This window comes from Siphonobacter sp. SORGH_AS_1065 (assembly GCF_030818595.1).
Lineage (GTDB): Bacteria > Bacteroidota > Bacteroidia > Cytophagales > Spirosomataceae > Siphonobacter.
Map to the genome: position 1 here is coordinate 97,946 of NZ_JAUTAM010000008.1, position 17,410 is coordinate 115,355.

Annotated in this window: 14 protein-coding genes; 12 read left to right on the plus strand and 2 right to left on the minus strand. The window is 45.1% G+C overall.

What is annotated here, in order from left to right; all coding sequences use genetic code 11:
• Nucleotides 1-153 precede the first annotated feature (153 nt).
• Nucleotides 154-1,053, minus strand: a complete 900-nt coding sequence (locus tag QE390_RS22990; RefSeq protein ID WP_307144073.1) for a cation diffusion facilitator family transporter — start codon at nt 1,051-1,053, stop codon at nt 154-156.
• A gap of 209 nt (nt 1,054-1,262) precedes the next feature.
• Here QE390_RS22990 and tkt point away from each other — a divergent pair, with 209 nt between their 5' ends.
• The 11 genes from tkt (at nt 1,263) to QE390_RS23045 (ending at nt 15,359) form a co-directional block, all read left to right on the plus strand.
• Complete coding sequence (tkt, locus tag QE390_RS22995; protein ID WP_307144074.1) at nt 1,263-3,275, plus strand: transketolase; 2,013 nt, start codon at nt 1,263-1,265, stop codon at nt 3,273-3,275.
• 54 nt (nt 3,276-3,329) lie between these two features.
• Entirely contained in the window at nt 3,330-3,779 is a 450-nt protein-coding gene (locus QE390_RS23000; RefSeq protein ID WP_106636158.1) for an RpiB/LacA/LacB family sugar-phosphate isomerase, read from the plus strand.
• Between the two features lie 27 nt (nt 3,780-3,806).
• Complete coding sequence (gene tal / locus QE390_RS23005; protein WP_307144075.1) at nt 3,807-4,892, plus strand: transaldolase; 1,086 nt, start codon at nt 3,807-3,809, stop codon at nt 4,890-4,892.
• Between the two features lie 146 nt (nt 4,893-5,038).
• Nucleotides 5,039-6,472: an NADP-dependent phosphogluconate dehydrogenase gene (gndA, locus tag QE390_RS23010; protein ID WP_307144076.1), complete on the plus strand. Its 1,434-nt coding sequence runs from the start codon at nt 5,039-5,041 to the stop codon at nt 6,470-6,472.
• A gap of 121 nt (nt 6,473-6,593) precedes the next feature.
• Nucleotides 6,594-8,105 carry a glucose-6-phosphate dehydrogenase gene (zwf, locus tag QE390_RS23015; RefSeq protein WP_307144077.1) on the plus strand — a complete coding sequence of 504 codons (1,512 nt, stop codon included), beginning with the start codon at nt 6,594-6,596 and terminating at the stop codon, nt 8,103-8,105.
• A gap of 137 nt (nt 8,106-8,242) precedes the next feature.
• Nucleotides 8,243-8,989, plus strand: coding sequence for a 6-phosphogluconolactonase (pgl, locus tag QE390_RS23020; protein ID WP_307144078.1), 747 nt, complete (start codon nt 8,243-8,245; stop codon nt 8,987-8,989).
• 709 nt (nt 8,990-9,698) lie between these two features.
• Nucleotides 9,699-10,901, plus strand: coding sequence for a multidrug effflux MFS transporter (locus tag QE390_RS23025; RefSeq protein WP_106636012.1), 1,203 nt, complete (start codon nt 9,699-9,701; stop codon nt 10,899-10,901).
• A gap of 52 nt (nt 10,902-10,953) precedes the next feature.
• Nucleotides 10,954-11,859, plus strand: coding sequence for a LysR family transcriptional regulator (locus QE390_RS23030; RefSeq protein WP_307144079.1), 906 nt, complete (start codon nt 10,954-10,956; stop codon nt 11,857-11,859).
• 45 nt (nt 11,860-11,904) lie between these two features.
• Entirely contained in the window at nt 11,905-12,816 is a 912-nt protein-coding gene (locus QE390_RS23035) for an LEA type 2 family protein (protein WP_307144080.1), read from the plus strand.
• A 675-nt stretch (nt 12,817-13,491) separates the two neighbouring features.
• Nucleotides 13,492-14,835: a Gfo/Idh/MocA family protein gene (locus tag QE390_RS23040; protein ID WP_307144081.1), complete on the plus strand. Its 1,344-nt coding sequence runs from the start codon at nt 13,492-13,494 to the stop codon at nt 14,833-14,835.
• A 164-nt stretch (nt 14,836-14,999) separates the two neighbouring features.
• Nucleotides 15,000-15,359 (plus strand): hypothetical protein, encoded by a 360-nt coding sequence (locus QE390_RS23045; protein ID WP_307144082.1) that lies wholly within the window; start codon nt 15,000-15,002, stop codon nt 15,357-15,359.
• 8 nt (nt 15,360-15,367) lie between these two features.
• Here the strand turns inward: QE390_RS23045 and QE390_RS23050 are convergent, their stop codons facing one another.
• Complete coding sequence (locus QE390_RS23050) at nt 15,368-16,195, minus strand: helix-turn-helix domain-containing protein (protein WP_307144083.1); 828 nt, start codon at nt 16,193-16,195, stop codon at nt 15,368-15,370.
• A gap of 123 nt (nt 16,196-16,318) precedes the next feature.
• Here QE390_RS23050 and QE390_RS23055 point away from each other — a divergent pair, with 123 nt between their 5' ends.
• On the plus strand, nt 16,319-17,308 hold the full coding sequence (locus QE390_RS23055) for a YhdH/YhfP family quinone oxidoreductase (protein WP_307144084.1): 990 nt from the start codon (nt 16,319-16,321) through the stop codon (nt 17,306-17,308).
• Nucleotides 17,309-17,410 lie beyond the last annotated feature (102 nt).

Here is a 17,410-nt window from a genome sequence, read left to right on the forward strand (position 1 = left end):
TCCTTTTCTAATATAGATATTATAGTATCGTTTTCCGATGCGAATCAAGGTATACACATCTTCAAATCTCTTTGAACCTGCTACCATTTACCTAGTATTGCAAAGCGTAGGCAAATCAAGAGTCAGCTGTTTAGCCAGTGAAAGATTCACTGATTACTCTTTCACTGGTTCAATAAACACATGAGTTACGGGAGTTACTTGCGTAATAATATTCTCTTTAAGATCGGCCACGGCTTTGATTAATTCTTCACTATTCAGGTTTGAATTGAAGCAAACTTGTTGAATAACGACTACTTGTTCGGGCCCCATTTGAAAAGTTAACTGATTTTTTAGCGATTCCGAGTCTTTTAATGCCTGCGTAACGGCCCTGACCTGATTTCGAATCTCGGGATCTGCTCCTTCGCCTAATAATAAGCTTTTACTTTCGCGGGCTAATACAATGGCTACGCCCATCAGTATACAACCGATGAGGATTGAGGCGGCTCCGTCGATGTACGGGTTTTGTAATTCGTGCCCCAGAAAGACTCCTAAAAAGGCAATTAGTAAACCTAATACGTCCGAAGCATCTTCAAAAAGAACGACGAAAGTGGAAGGGTCTTTGCTGTCTTTTACGGCTTTCCAAAAGGGTGTTCTTCCTCGTTGGGCATTAAAGGCTTTAAAGGCGGTAAGGAGTGAAAAACCGTCGAGGGCAAAGGCAATTCCTAGAACAACATAATTCCAGAACGGATCTTCAATGGCGTGAGGATGTTGAATGTGCGTGATGCCTTCGTAAAAAGAAACGCCGCCACCCACCGAAAAAATCAATAGCGAAACGATATAGGAATAAAAGTAGACTTCTTTCCCATACCCGAAAGGTCGGTTTTCATCGGGTTGTTTCTGGCTGCGTTTGATGCCCAATAGTAATAGAAATTCATTCAATGTATCTACCAGCGAATGGATTCCTTCCGACAACATGGCAGAACTTCCGCTGACGCTTGCGGCGACAAACTTGGTGGCAGCAATGGCTAGATTGGCGGCCAGGGCAGTATAAATGGCGAATTGGGTAGAAGGCATGGTCGGTAAGGGCGAAATAATCGTTAACTGAAGTTAATGAAAAATGACTTTGCTTTTAATTAAAAATTAATTCCACTTAAAATCAGGAAATTATCTCTCAAAATCTCTCGGCTTGTATGATTCTTTTGCGGATAAGGTAGACTTAAACCTGTGTAAAGTTCACCGCAGCAAGCGTTTGTTGCTCGGTGTTTACCTAAATTTTTAAGAAGATGACAGTAACAACAACCGACATTGAGCAATTAGGTATCAATACCGTCAGAGTTCTGTCCGCCGATGCGGTTCAGAAAGCTAATTCTGGTCACCCCGGCATGCCGATGGGGGCCGCTCCGATGGGACATGTGCTTTGGGCTCATCATATGCATTATAATCCAAAAAATCCCGAATGGCCGAATCGTGACCGCTTTCTACTTTCCGCCGGACATGGGTGTATGCTTCAATATAGTTACCTATATTTAACAGGATATAACCTGACGATGGACGATATTAAGAGCTTTCGTCAGTTACATAGCAAAACGGCGGGTCACCCGGAATATGGCTTACTGGATGGTATAGACATTACCACGGGGCCTCTGGGTCAAGGCTTTGCCAATGGGGTAGGTTTTGCCATTGCCCAGAAACAGTTAGCGGCTCGCTATAATAAGCCTGATTTTGAGTTATTTGATTATAAAATCTACGCCATTTGTAGCGATGGTGATTTAATGGAAGGGGTAACCTCCGAAGCCGCTTCCATCGCTGGGCATCTGAAGTTAGGTAATTTGATTTACCTCTACGACGACAATAATATTTCGATTGAAGGGAATACGGCGATGACCTTTGACGAAGACGTGGCCAAGCGTTTCGAAGCCTATGGCTGGCATGTACAGTCTATAGAAGATGGAAATGATATTCAGGCCATTTCTCAGGCCGTGGAGAATGCCAAAAATGAAACTGAGCGACCTTCGCTCATTAAAGTTCGTACGCAGATCGCCTACGGAAGTCCGAATAAGGTAAATACGGCCGGTTCGCACGGATCACCGCTGGGAGAAGAGGAAGTAAAATTAGTGAAGCAGAATTTTGGCTTCGATCCGGAAAAATCATTCTACGTTCCCGATGAAGTGCTTGACTATTACCGCAGCATCGGAGCCAAAGGTGAAGACTTAGAGAAAAGCTGGGACGAGTTGTTTGCTGCCTACAAAGAAAAATATCCCGATTTAGCTGCTCAGTATGAACAGGAACGCACGCTGAAATTACCCGAAAACTGGCAGGATGCTATCCCGACGTTTAGTGCGGAAGAGGGTAAAATGGCCACTCGTAAAGCTTCGGGTAAGGTGTTAAATGCACTGGCTCCGATCTTGCCTAGTTTGACGGGTGGAGCTGCCGATCTTGCCCCGTCTACGGATACTATGCTAAAGGATTATCCATCCTTTTCGGCGGAAGATCGTTCGGGACGAAACTTCCATTTCGGCGTTCGGGAGCATTCGATGGGGGCGATTTTGAATGGCATGGCCATGACGAAAGGCATTATTCCGTACGGGGCTACTTTCCTGATTTTCTCGGAATACATGCGTCCTCCCATTCGGATGGCGGCTATTATGAAAATACGAACCATACTGGTGTATACGCACGACAGTATCGGTTTGGGAGAAGATGGGACTACGCACCAGCCGGTTGAGCAATTGATTGCCTTACGGGCGATGCCTAATATCGTGGTTATCCGTCCAGCCGATGCCAACGAAACAGCTCAGGCCTGGAAAGCGGCCATCGAGCATACCACAGGACCGGTAATTATTGTTTTGACCCGTCAGGATATTCCTATTTTAGATCAGAATAAATACGCTAAGGCGGAGAACCTGAGTAAAGGAGCTTACATCCTTTCTGATTCGGAAGGCGAACCAGATGTGATTTTATTAGCAACGGGTTCAGAAGTTTCCTTAATTTTGGAAGCTCAGCAAAAATTAGCCGAAGAATCGATTCAGGCACGGGTAGTGAGTATGCCTTGCTGGGAGTTTTTTGAGAAACAGGACGAGGCTTATAAAGAAAGTGTTTTGCCTAAATCTCTGAAAAAACGACTCGCGGTAGAGGCCGCCTCACCCGTAGGTTGGCATAAATACGTCTCCGATGAGGGAGATGTCATTGCTATGACTACCTTTGGCGAGTCCGCACCGGCAAAAGATCTTTTTAAGGAGTTTGGATTTACCGTTGATAATGTTGTAAGCCGGGCTAAGGCCTTGCTGAATAAGTAAGGAACGAGGGGGCTGGTACACAACGTATCAGCCTTTTCTTTAACTAACACCGCTATGAAAATAGGAATTGCAGCCGATCATGGAGGGTACGACCTCAAACAAACCCTTTACCAGTTTTTGCTGGCGAAAGGATATGAAGTAGTTGATTTCGGAGCCCATTCGCTCGACACGCAGGATGATTACCCTGATTTTGTTATTCCCCTAGGCAAAGCAATTGCTAATCAGGAAGTAGATCGGGGTATTGCCGTTTGCGGTAGTGGCGTGGGAGCTTCCGTAGTGGCTAATAAAATCGCGGGCGTTCGGGCGGCTTTAATTAATGATCATTTTTCGGCTCATCAGGGCGTTGAGGACGACGACCTCAATCTTTTATGCCTGGGAGGCCGCATTACGGGCTTTATGGCAGCTCAGGAATATGTCGATGCATTCTTAAATGCAAAATTTTCTGGGGCCGAGCGGCACCTTCGTCGTCTTCAAAAGGTTCACTCTTTAGAACATATCGTTTAGTTTTCATTTAAACAGTTACTATCACCTATGGCAACCAATCGTGTAAAAGCAATTTATGAACACGGACAGAGCATCTGGCTCGATTTCATTGAACGGAAATTTATTAAATCTGGCGAATTACAAAAATTAATTGACGAAGATGGCGTTCGGGGTATTACTTCCAATCCGGCCATTTTTGAAAAAGCCATCAGCGGCAGCTCCGAGTATGATGAGCAAATGAAAGAGCTGGTGGGCCAGAGCGAAGAAGATATTTTTTATGCCTTAGCAATCAAGGATATTCAGGACGCTGCGGACTTGTTTGATGGTGTTTATAATGATAAAGTTGTAGGTGCGGACGGATACGTGAGTCTGGAGGTTTCTCCCGAACTGGCTCGTGATACCGAAGGAACGATTGAGCAGGCTCTGGATCTTTGGGAGCGGGTAGATCGTAAAAACGTAATGATCAAGATTCCAGGAACAGCCGAAGGTCTTCCTGCGATACGCAAAGCCATCAGCGAAGGTATTAACATTAACGTTACCCTGCTGTTTAGCCTGGATCGTTACGCTGCCGTTGCAAATGCATATATCGATGGATTGGAAGATCGTCTGGCCGCTGGTCAGCCTATAGATCATATTTCTTCGGTAGCTAGTTTCTTCCTGAGCCGTATTGATGTAGCCGTTGATCCTAAATTACCCGAAGGCAGCGACCTGAAAGCGAAAGTAGCCGTTGCTTCAGCGAAGAAATCGTACGAAATCTACAAAGAAATTTTCTCTAGCGAACGCTTCAAGAAATTAGAAGAAAAAGGAGCGAAACCTCAGCGTCTGTTATGGGCAAGCACGAGCAGCAAAGATCCTGCTATCGCGGATACGTATTACGTAGAAGCCCTGATTGGTCCTAACACGGTTGATACCGTTCCGATGGAAACGCTGGTGGCTTTCCGCGATCATGGTAATGCGGCATCTACTCTGGAAAGTGGTCTGGATGAGGCAACGCAAACCCTTGATTCTCTGAAAGATTTAGGAATCAACCTCGATGAAATTACAATGAAACTCGAAGAAGAGGGTATCGAAAAATTCATCGCACCTTACCAAAAACTCCTCAAAGCCATCGCCGACAAAGTGGCTTCTTTCTAAATCTGTTTTAAGTTATGTGTTTGGCGTTTAGGGTTTAGAGTTTTGGGTTATTGTTCTCATTCCTGTTGGGTTTGGGAGACATTTAACAACCCGAACTCAAAACCCCAAACACGTAACTCAAAACCCTAAACTCAAAACTCAAACTCATGAGCACTGAGCAGTATACTATGGGGATGATCGGTCTGGGTACGATGGGCCGTAACCTCCTGTTAAATATGGCGGATCATGGCGTGTCTGTAGCGGGTCATGATACCGATCAATCCAAAGCCGACCTTCTGGAAAAAGAAGGCGAAGGCAAAAAAGTGAAGGGTTTCGTAACCCTGCCTGAATTCGTACAAAGCCTGACGATCCCCCGTACGATTATCATGCTGGTTCCAGCAGGTAAGGCTGTAGATAGCGTTATTGAAAACATTACGCCTCTACTTTCAGAAGGCGATATTCTGATTGACTCAGGTAACTCGCATTTCACGGATACTAATCGCCGGGTAGATTACCTGCAAACCAAAGGAATCCATTTCTTTGGAATGGGTATTTCGGGGGGCGAATCTGGTGCCCGTCGCGGTCCTAGTATGATGCCCGGTGGCGATAAGCATGCCTATGAAGTTATGAAGTCCGTTTTCGAAGCCATTGCGGCGAAGGTAGACGGCGTTCCTTGCGTAACGTACATTGGCCCCGGAGCTTCCGGTCACTTCGTGAAAATGGTTCACAACGGGATTGAATACGGGATCATGCAGTTAATTGCAGAAACCTACGGGTTACTGAAAAACGGCCTGAAGCTTGAAAATGAGGCGATCGGACAGATTTTTGCCAAGTGGAACGAAGGCCGTCTGAAGTCATTCCTGATTGACATTACCAAAGATATTTTTGCGTATAAAATTCCAGGAACGGATCGCGAGTTACTCGACGACATCAAGGACGAAGCAAAAGCCAAAGGTACGGGTAAGTGGACTTCCCAGGCTTCTATGGATCTGGAAGTACCCATTGCTACGATTGATACCGCCGTTGAACAACGCGATTTGTCGAAGTATAAAAAACTCCGCGAACAGGCTTCGGACCTGTACAGCACTCAGGCTCACGGAATTGATGCTGTCAAAGAAGAATTCATTGATGCACTAGAGCAGGCGTTTTTTGCGAGCATGGTAATTACCTATGCTCAAGGGATGCACATGCTGTACAAATCTTCGATTGCTTACGGATACAACCTCAATCTGGCCGCTATTGCTCAAATCTGGCGGGGTGGGTGTATTATCCGTTCCGAATTCCTGACGGATATTACCAACGCTTACGAGAAAAATCCTGAGCTGGAGCATTTGCTACTGGACGAAAACGTTAAGCAACAAATCATTGCCGCTCTTCCGGGTACGCGTACCGTTGTAACGGCTGCAATTCAGAGCGGTATTGCCGCTCCGGCTTATACTTCAGCCATCAGTTACTTTGATGCCTTCCGCACCAAACGCCTGCCTTCCAACCTGATTCAGGCCCAGCGGGATTACTTCGGAGCACACACCTACGAGCTTATTGGCAAGGAGGGTGTTTTCCATACTGAATGGGTAAGTAAGGAAGACGTAAACCTGGTCTAGGATAGCTCAGACAAAAGAATAATAAACTCAGACGGATTAGGGGATTGTGTCTGTTTTTATTAATAACTCGGCGGCATTAACTGTCGGTCCGTAAAAGTCAAACCTTTTATCTATTAACCCCATGGAATCAACTACAAGGCCAACCATCTTTGTGATATTTGGTGGTACGGGTGATTTGAACTCCCGGAAACTGGCCCCCGCATTATATAATCTGTATCTGGACGGGTACCTGCCCGAGCAATTTGCCATTATTGGCACGGGTCGTACTAAACTGACGGATAAGGTTTTCAACGATAAAATTCTTGAAGGAATTAATTCGTTTTCCCGTAGCGGAAAAGCTTCTCCAGAAAAATGGGCGGAGTTTTCCAAACACGTAGTCTATCAGGTTTCAGATCTGAATGCCGAAGAAACCTATCAGGAATTCAGTAGCCGGATTGACGAATACCAGCAAGCCTGGGGCGAGAAAGCCAATGTAATTTATTACCTGGCAGTTTCGCCTAATTTCTTCCCTATCATTGCCGAAAACATTTCCAAAGCAGGTTTGGCTTCAGATACTGAACGCGTTCGAATTGTGATTGAAAAACCATTCGGGCATGATCTGGAGTCGTCTAAGAAGCTAAATGACCTGCTGGCGAGCATCTTCCAGGAGAAGCAGATTTACCGCATTGACCATTACTTAGGTAAGGAGACGGTACAAAACATCATGGCGTTCCGCTTTGCGAACTCCATTCTTGAACCACTCTGGAATCGTAATCACATCGAACACGTTCAGATTTCGGTAACGGAACAGTTGGGGGTAGGGGAACGTGGCGATTATTACGACGGAGCGGGTGCTCTGCGGGATATGATTCAGAATCACCTGTTACAGTTACTCTGCCTCGTGGCAATGGAACCCCCCGTTAGTTTCAATGCCGATGAAGTTCGTAACCGTAAAGTAGACGTGCTGAAAGCCATGCGTCGTTTCTCGGCAGAAGACGTTCGTTTGTCGGCTGTACGTGGTCAATACGGCGGTGGCTGGATGGAAGGAAAAGAAGTAAACGGATACCGTGAAGAGCCTAAAGTAGAGGAAAACTCGAATACGGAAACCTTTGCGGCCATCAAGTTTTTTGTAGATAACTGGCGTTGGCAAGGTGTACCTTTCTACCTCAGAACGGGTAAACGCATGCACCAGTCAGCTTCGGTAATTTCGATTCAGTTTAAGGAAGTACCTCACGATATTTTTCCTTCGGGCATCAAAGACAGTCTTCCACAAAACCGTCTGATTATCAGTATTCAACCTGAAATGAGCATCCGTTTGCAAGTGCAGGCGAAACGCCCTGGGCTGGATATGGTACTGAACACGGTAGACATGGTATTCGACTATCAGGGTACGTATACGCACCAGACACCCGAGGCGTACGAGACGTTATTACTCGACACCATGCTGGGCGATCAAACGCTCTTCATGCGTGGCGATCAGGTAGAAGCGGCCTGGGATTTATTGATGCCGGTATTGAATACCTGGGCTTCTAAACCTAGTCTGAGCTTCCCGAATTACGCTGCTGATTCCTGGGGCCCTGAGTCTGCTGAAGCACTCATTGCTCGTGATGGATTTCACTGGTTTTCTCTTCCGTTGAAAACAAAGAAACAGTAAAGGCTGTCTGATTGTTAAAACCATAGAATACGAATTTTCGTATTCTATGGTTACTGTGAATATGGTTAGCAACTAATGGGCTACACCGGTATGAAGCGATTAAATGCCTGTAAACCATTGCATATTAGAACACCCTTATGAAAATTACGATTGGTGATACCGTAGAGGAAACCCTGGAAAACACCGCCCGGTATTTTGTCGATACGGCGGTTCGGAACATTGACAAAAAAGGAAGTTTTTCCGTGGCCCTGTCGGGTGGAAGCTCTCCCAAAAAGGTGTATGAAATTCTGGCCTCAAAGTACGCAATGGCCTTAGACTGGAAAAAGGTTCATTTCTTTTTTGGCGATGAGCGTTATGTTCCTCAGGATCATGCCGATAGTAATTACTTAATGGCGAAGAAAACACTCTTCACGCCATTAGCGATTCATCCCAGCCAGGTTTACGCCGTGGATACTAGTCTGGAACCAGCGGCTGCCGCTGCGGCTTATACCCAGACGATTGAGAAGTTCTTTAACGGAGAAAAAATCAGCTTTGATTTAATACTACTGGGTTTGGGGGATAACTCTCATACGGCTTCTTTATTTCCCCATACGGATATTTTGGAAGACGATAGTGTATCAGTAAAATCTGTATTCCTGCCCGAAGAAAAAGTGTATCGCATTTCATTCACGTTTCCTTTAATTAATCAGGCGAGCCGTACGGCTTTTCTGGTGTACGGTAAAGGAAAAGCAGAAGCCGTGCGGCATGTCATTGAAGATCCCATTAATATTGCCGAATATCCGGCTCAGCTCATCGTTCCGTCCAACGGTTTTCTGATGTGGTTCCTCGACAAAGAAGCCGCTTCTGAATTAGCGATGAAAGACCCTACTGGCGTATTGAGTTAGTAAAATAGAGCATTACTTCAAAGAAAAGCTGATCTATCTAGGTCAGCTTTTTTTGTTGCTGATCCAAAGTAGTGGTTCAAGAAGGACATTTTCAATAAAATACAGAGACTGAAAGTAAGCTTTACCCCCGCAGTCGCTCGGCTCTGCCGAGTGACAAAATGGAGTCCAGGCCTCTGGCCGATAGGAGCCAAAACAGTTTAGGTTAGACAAGCCTTTCGCTTTCTGGTAGTATTTCTTTGCCTGAGACGGCCAGAGGCCTACAGTTATGTGGTCACTCGGCAGAGCCGAGCGACTGCGGAGAATAGTTAGGAGGTGGTCATTTATCCCCAGATCTGTCATCCCAAGCGAAGCGAAGGACCTTATAGATTTTGACAGGTTGCTTGGCCCTAGGAAACTCCGTTAGTCCGCGTTGGAAATGCGGATGATCACGACTGGAGCGAGATTCCATCTCGTTCCTACTCATAAGGCAGGTTCCCACCTGCCGTTATGCTCCGAGCCTGTTAGCCAGAGCGAAGATACTTACGGTACCTTCAATCAGAAAAGGTTATCTCAAATCCTATACAAGTTCTAAGCATAGGTTCAACAATCCTATGTTTTAGACTACCTCCAATAATTTTATCTTATTAAAATATAAGTAATAGATATTGGAAAAAGATAATAGATATAGCGAATTTTGTATTTAAATCTGGAAATAAGACAATTAGAAACGATGAAACAGAAGCAGGGACTTATTATTACACTTGGATTACTAACTGCGGTTGCTCCATTTTCAATTGATACTTATTTACCAGCCTTTACCGTTATTTCCCGGGATCTTCAGACCGATATTAGTTATGTCGCCTATTCACTAACCAGTTTTTTCATTGGTATTTCTTTAGGTCAGGCTCTGTGCGGTCCCTTACTGGATCGCTTTGGTAGAAAGAAACCCCTGTTGATTGGATTAAGCTTATACGTGCTTGCCGCTATAGCCTGTGCCAGTGTACAAAGTGTGAACTGGCTGATTGCCATTCGTTTTCTGCTGGCCTTAGGGGGTTGCGTAGGGATGGTAGCGAGTCGGGCGGTGGTTAGAGATTTGTTTACTCCGCAGGAAATGGCGGGCGTTTTATCTACTCTGATGCTGATTATGGGCGTTTCTCCCATCATCGCACCCACCATTGGCGGTTATATCTCAGAAGTAGCTGGCTGGCGGTATATATTCGGATTTCTGGCTTTGGTTGGAGTCACGTTGATTATGCTGGTGCTTCGCTATTTACCCGAAAGTAAACCCGCTGATCCCAGTATTTCCCTAAAACCTGCCCGTATTTTAAAGGATTATGGAACGGTGTTAAAAGAACCGATTTTCTCCATTCACTCCCTGGTAGCGGGTATGGCTTCGGGAAGCATGTTTTCTTACATTGCGGGTTCGCCTTTTGTGTTCATGAAATTGCATAACCTTTCTCAAACCGAATACGGCTGGGCTTTTGGATTTAATGCCTGCGGGATGATACTGGGAAGTCAGGTGAACCGTTTTTGGTTGAAACGTGCCAAAAGTGAAGAGATCCTGAAGAAGATCAGTGCATTTCAGTGGATCACGGCCCTGTTACTGATCATGGGTACCGTGCTGAACCTGTTCAATGCCATGGGTTTGTTAAGTATTATGTTCATATATCTGTTCTTCCACGGATTTATTAGCCCCAATGCAGCCGCGACGGCCTTGTTTCCCTTCAAACGTTACGCGGGTAGTGCCTCGGCGTTATTAGGTTGTATTCAGATGTTAATCGGGGCGGCGGCTTCGGGTCTGGTGAGTTACTTCCATAATGGTACCGCCCTGCCGATGGTGGTAGGAATGGCCCTTTCTTCGACCTTAGGTTACTTTTTATTAATCTCTCCGAAACTAGCCCGGAGAAATCTTCAGCCTGTAAGCGGTTCCTGAAAATCAAATCCAGTACCTTCGTAGGGCATTATCCCTATGAACGCCTGTATTCGTGGAATTACGTCAGCTAAGGTATTTTATTGAAGTCGCGAAAGAATTGCATTTTGGCAAAGCTGCTCAGAATCTTTTCGTATCACAACCCGCACTAAGTCAGCAGATTCAATTGCTGGAAAGTGAGCTGGGAGTAGAGCTGTTCGACTCGACCCGACGTAAGCAATTCCGTAGGGCAGAATTGACCCCCGCCGGACAGGTGTTTCTCAATGAAGCTCATAAAGTAATTCGGGCGTCTCAACGGGCAGTAGAGTCAACTCGTCAAACGGCCCATAAAGGAACGCTTGTCAAGTTGGGTATCTACAAAATGTTACTTCGCGAACGGATAGTGGAGATACTAACCCTCTTTTCCGAACATTTTCCCGAAGTGAACATCCAGCTCGTCGAGTTACCGACCTACATAAGCGTACAGGAGGCTCTGGTGGAAGGGACCATTCAATTAGGAATGACCCTTTGGCCTCTTCGGCTGGATGCTTTGCAGGGACACGTGTATCGAAAAGGGCATCTTTGTGTGATTTTACCTAAAAACCATCGGCTTGCGTCTGATTCTGAACTTCATTTGAATTCGCTCAAAAAGGAAAAATGGATTGAAATTCCGGCTACACTTCATCCTTTTTATACGCAGGTAGAATCCATTTTTCAGCAAGCAGGAATTAACCGTAAAGCCTCTATAACTCAGGAAGTTTCTTCGCTGGACTTAGTGGGTGAACTGGTAAGTATGAACCAGGGAATTGCTCTGGTACCCATCCTCTTCGACTGGACTCGTTACCCTGACATTCTCGTTAAAAACATTCAGTGGGACGCAGATCAGCATCCTTTAGAAATTGAATACGCCATTGCCTACCATCCTGAACACCTGACTCCCCGGTTGAAGGAAATGATTCAGACCTTGCCCAGCCTGCCCTAGGCATGCTTTTCTAAGGCTTTGTGGCTTATTTTTAGACACACCCTTATGAAAAAGGTTTTTATTACCCTGGTAATTCTTATCATTCTGGCTGGAACAGGTTGGTTTCTATTCAAGCGATACGAACGTAAAAATGCGAATCCGGTCTCTGGTCTGAAGCCACGCGTAGAAATGAGTTTGGCGGAAATTTCGTCCATTACCGATTCTACGATGGAAATGTCCATGAAAATGCTGATTGACAATCCCTTACCCTTGGGAATGGATATTGAAAATTTTGTTTATCAGGTAAAAGTGGATGGGGTTCAGATTATCGAAAGCGATTACATGAAGCCGCTCAAGATTGAGCCCAGAGACAGCGTTACGATTGATATTCCTACGGAGTTAAAGATTGATACGTTTTCTAAAGTGGCAAAAAGAGGAGAAGCGGCGGGTCAGGATAGTGCTTTATACCAGTTTGAAGTCTTCTTAAAACTGGCGAAACCAGTGCTGGGTCACGATACACTTCGAATCGAAATGGAAAAACGATTGCCTTTGTATCACCTTCCAGAAATTGAAGTAGTAGGCATTGACCTGGAAAAATTCAAGCTCAAAAAATCTGAACTGAATGTAGACCTTCGGTTTATTAATAAAAATGACTTCGCCATTCAGTTTAAAAACATGAGGTATTCCATCGACCTGGGTAAAGAAAAAACTACAATCAATGGTCAATCACCGGGAGTTACCCGTGTTCCTGCCAAAAGTGATAAAGTGTACCAGATTCCGGTGCAGGTGGAACTCGGAAAAATGATTAGTGCAGGAACACAAATGCTGTTTCAGGGTAAAAAATTCCCTTTCACCGTCCATCTTCGTTCGCAGATAATATCAGATAACGATATGCTCAAAAACAGCAAGTTAAACATGAGAATTAGAGGCAATATGGAAGACATGAAAGCCGCGAAGAAGATGGTGGAAATGAAGTGATAGTGAAGAGATTGGTTAAAAAGAAGTAAGCCTCTCCAAACCGTGGTTGGTGTCTCACCTACCACGATTTGCGTACATATGGCTGGTGAGACACCAGCCATGGCGTGAAAAAGAAGTAAGCCTCTCCACTTCGGGAGAACCGTAGGGTGAGAATTTATGCTGCCATCTGTCATCGAGAGCGAAGCGGAGGAGCTGACTTGGTTGCTTCCCGGGATGAAACCGGGGACAGGGTTGCTATTTATGCCGTGGTTGGTGTCTCACCAACCACGAGGAAGTCGCGTCTTTATCCTTTCAAAACCAGAAGACGTTTCTTCGCAGCTACTGTCCTCACCTGTCCTCTCGAACGAAGAAAGACCTTCTGTAAAACGGCACGGCTAAAGTTTCCTCATGACCGAGATAAGTTAATAAAACCCAAAAGATCCTTCGCTTCGCTCTGGACGACAGGTCGGAAATAAGGCTTCTTCCCACGGCTCGCTCGAACGGAGGGAGAGGTTAACTCACTTTTATTTAAATCTCACTTTTAGGATAATTTTAGGAATGTTTGGGTATAAATTGAATCATGAATTCTTTATACTGAAAAGTTTGCAAAGAATACATGACTCAGAGAAGAAGTAGCTTTAATGAAAATAATGACTTACTTCTTACTGAAAACGCCTCTATTAACCTTCTATTTCCATGCAAAAATCACGGAGAGATTTTATTGTCAAAGCCGCACTAGGAACCGCTGGTATCACTTTCGGTGGTCTGGCCCAGGGCATGTCTGCCAAAAGTTATTCCCGCATTATAGGTGCTAATGACCGTTTAAATCTGGCAATTGCCGGTTTAGGTCGTCGACTGGGAGCTTATTTTGATCCCATTGCCCGTAAAGACAGTAATGTGCAACTCATTACGCTTTGTGACGTGATGAAAAAGCAGCGGGAATCCGCCGTGAAGCAATTTTCCAAACACATTGATTACACCCCAAAGCTGGAAAATGATATTCGGAAAGTGATTGAAGACAAGAATATCGACGTATTAATCAATGCTACGCCCGACCACTGGCATGCTCCGGGAACCTGGATGGCCGTTCAGGCGGGTAAACATGTGTATGTGGAGAAACCTTGCAGTCATAACCCCCATGAAGGCGAGTTACTGGTTGCTTTTCAGAAGAAGTATAACAAGGTAATTCAGATGGGTAATCAGCAGCGTTCGTCTCCTGAAACCATCGATATTATTCATCAAATTCATAACGGAGCGATTGGAACCCCTTATAAAGCGGTGGCTTTTTACTCAGCCACTCGCGGGGAAGTGCCCATTCCGAAGAAAGCACCGATTCCAGAAGGCTTAGACTGGGATTTATTTCAGGGGCCCGCTCCTCGCACGGACTATACACACGACACCTGGGACTATAACTGGCACTGGTACGGTTGGACGTACGGTACGGCAGAAAGTGGTAATAACGCTACCCACGAACTGGACATAGCCCGTTGGGCCTTGCAGGTTGAATACCCGGAATTTGTAGAGGTAGAGGCGGCCAAACGTCATTTCCTGGACGATGGTTGGGCGGTATATGATACGATGGATGCAACTTTCAAATTTGGTGGTAATAAAATCATCAAGTGGGATGGAAAAAGCCGCAGCGGGTATAAAACGTACGGTACTGATCGCGGAACGATCATCTATGGCTCTACGGGTAGTGTATACGTAGATCGGGATGGCTATAAGTTATACAGTCGCGAAGGTAAATTGCTGAAAGACAGCAAGGCCAAAGGTTCTGAAGCGGGTACGGCATTAGGAGGTGGTGGCGACATGACAACGGGCCATATGGTTAACTTCTTCGAAGCCATTCGGGGAAAAGCCAAACAAAATTCACCCATCGACGAAGGAGCGAAAAGTACTTTACTCTGTCACTTAGCTAACATTGCCTACCGTACCAACAAATCTTTCAAAGTGGATTCGAAAAATGGCCGTATTCAGGACAAAGAAGCCATGAAACTTTGGAGTCGGGACTACGAAAAAGGCTGGGAGCCAAAACTATAAGAATGGCATTTCTGGAAAAGCCTGGGTTATTTATTAGCCCAGGCTTTTTACTTTTATAAGTACTAGTTCCGTTTATCGATGGATAATAACCGTTTGTAAATAAATTAGCAATCAAGTAATTAAGTATATTTATATTACATAGTACCTTGTAATGCAATATATCTATGAAATCACTTTCAATCTTAGTACTGGTGGGCGTGACGGCCCTTTCTTCGTGCTCTAACGAAACGAAAATTTCAGTTATTGAAAACGATACTAGTTACAAACTAGATGCAAAATTTGACAATTCCCGAACCGCGAAGGTTAGGGAATACGTCAATGATTATTATAAACCAGTTCAGGTAATCCCATTGAATTCTTCGGACGTTACTTATGCAGTAACACTGCCAGATCACACTAAATTCAGGATTGAAGCCTCCAAAGGAGAGCTTCATTTGCAGTTTGATAAAAAAGAAAATACGTCAGCGGCCTATGCTCGGCTAAAGTCTTTCAGTACAGGGCTGGGCAGTGTAATTACGAATTAATAAGCTTTCTAATAGAGTCGATCAGGAAAACTAATACAGAAATTGCCGTTCTCCTGAAGTTTGCGAAACTCCTTTGGACTCAGGCCCGTATACTGTTTAAAGTCTTTAATGAAATGACTCTGGTCATGATACCCGAACGCTTCGATGAGATCAAACCAGGGGGTATCGGGTTGATTGATTACCTGTTGAATCACTTTTTTGAATCGCAGAAAACGAAGCAGTTCTTTGGGTGAATAGCCTACGTATTTCTTAAAACGTAACTGAACCGTTCGCTCCGAAAGTGAATGCTGATCGGCCATGACCTTAACGGGATTCAGTACGTCTTGATGAAACAGGGAAGCATGTTCCAATAGCGTTGAAGCTGCATCCTCCGAAGGACTTAATTCGCGTAAAATATGCGAGGTAAGATAGGCTACGCGTGGGTCAAAATCAGGAATATCCGCTAGCGAAAGGTAGAGAGCATTCAAACTCGGAAAAGCTAAAACGGATTCGCTTTCGGTTAAGCTTTCAATAGTAATTTTTTCAAGGGATAAAAAGCGAAAAAATCCATCCAGCGTAAACCCAATAACCAGTAGATCATCACCAGGTTTTAGTTCATAATTCAGCATTTGTCGAAGGGGGCCAATCAGGGTAACCTGGCTAAATGAATGCTCTATTAATGCCTTATTCCCAAAGGAATAACGGATGGGATCACCGAAATTAAATACCAGCATTAACTCCAGATTGGGAGATAAATGCTGAATGATAGGTTCTGAATGGATCGGAATCTGAACGGCGTAAAAGTGATCAATTACGCCTGCCAGTCGCGAGTCGGGCTTTTGTTTATACGTAATCATTCCTTAATTGATTTTCCTTACTTGGCATAAGAGAAAGGCAGGTAATCAGGGCTAGTCTGAGGAATAACTTGCTTGCAAGAACGGATTTTTCTAGGTTTCGGCTTCATTACCAGACATACGCTCATGGAAAATACATTCAAAGCTCTACTCATCAGGGAAGAAAACGGCCAGTTTTTGAAACAAGTTCAGCAAGTACCGCTAAGCTCCTTACCTGATCACGATACCTTGATTCGGGTAACGTATTCTTCTTTAAACTATAAAGATGCCCTGTCCGCGACTGGTAATAAGGGAGTTACCCGTACTTTTCCGCACGTTCCGGGCATTGATGCGGTAGGCGTGGTAGAGGAATCTTCAGGAAAGCTCTGGAAAAAAGGAGATCAGGTTTTAGTAACTGGTTTTGATTTGGGAATGAATACCTGGGGCGGGTACGGACAGTACATCCGGGTTCCGGGCGAGTGGATAGTAGCCTTACCCCCAAACTTACAACCTCAGGAAGCCATGGCTTTGGGAACGGCGGGCTTTACTGCCGGACTTTGCGTTGACAAACTTGTTCAGGCTGGAATTAAGCCTTCCGATGGCCCAATCGCCGTAAGTGGAGCGACGGGTGGCGTAGGAAGTATCAGTCTGCAACTGTTAAGTAAGCTGGGCTACCAGACCGTAGGTATTTCAGGCAAGAAAAATACTGATTTACAACAACAATTAAACGGAACGGAGTGGTTGGATCGGCAGGAATTCACGGACGAAAGTAAACGGGCTTTGCTGAAACCTCGTTTTGCGGGTGCCATTGATACCGTTGGTGGAAGTGTATTAACCACGCTGGTACGCTCACTTCAGTATAATGGCGTAGTGGCTGCCTGCGGAATGGCTCAATCCGGTGATTTAAACCTGACGGTTTTCCCTTTTATCCTTAATGGCGTGAGCTTATTAGGCGTGGATTCGGTTCAGGCATCCATGCTAGTCCGGCAACGGGTTTGGAACTTACTAGCCAACGAATGGAAACCCGAACAGCTAGTGAGCTTTACTAAACAATTAACGCTGGAGGAGCTGCCGGAGCAAATAGACCAAATGTTAGCAGGCCAAACGGAAGGAAGAACGTTGGTGAAGCTTTGGTAATAAGCTCTTAGATGTTGTTGGATCGTAAGACATAGAAGGTGTTATGCCGTTGTTGGTGTTTGAAAAAGTGTCACCAACAACGGCGGAGCGATTTTGCTAGCA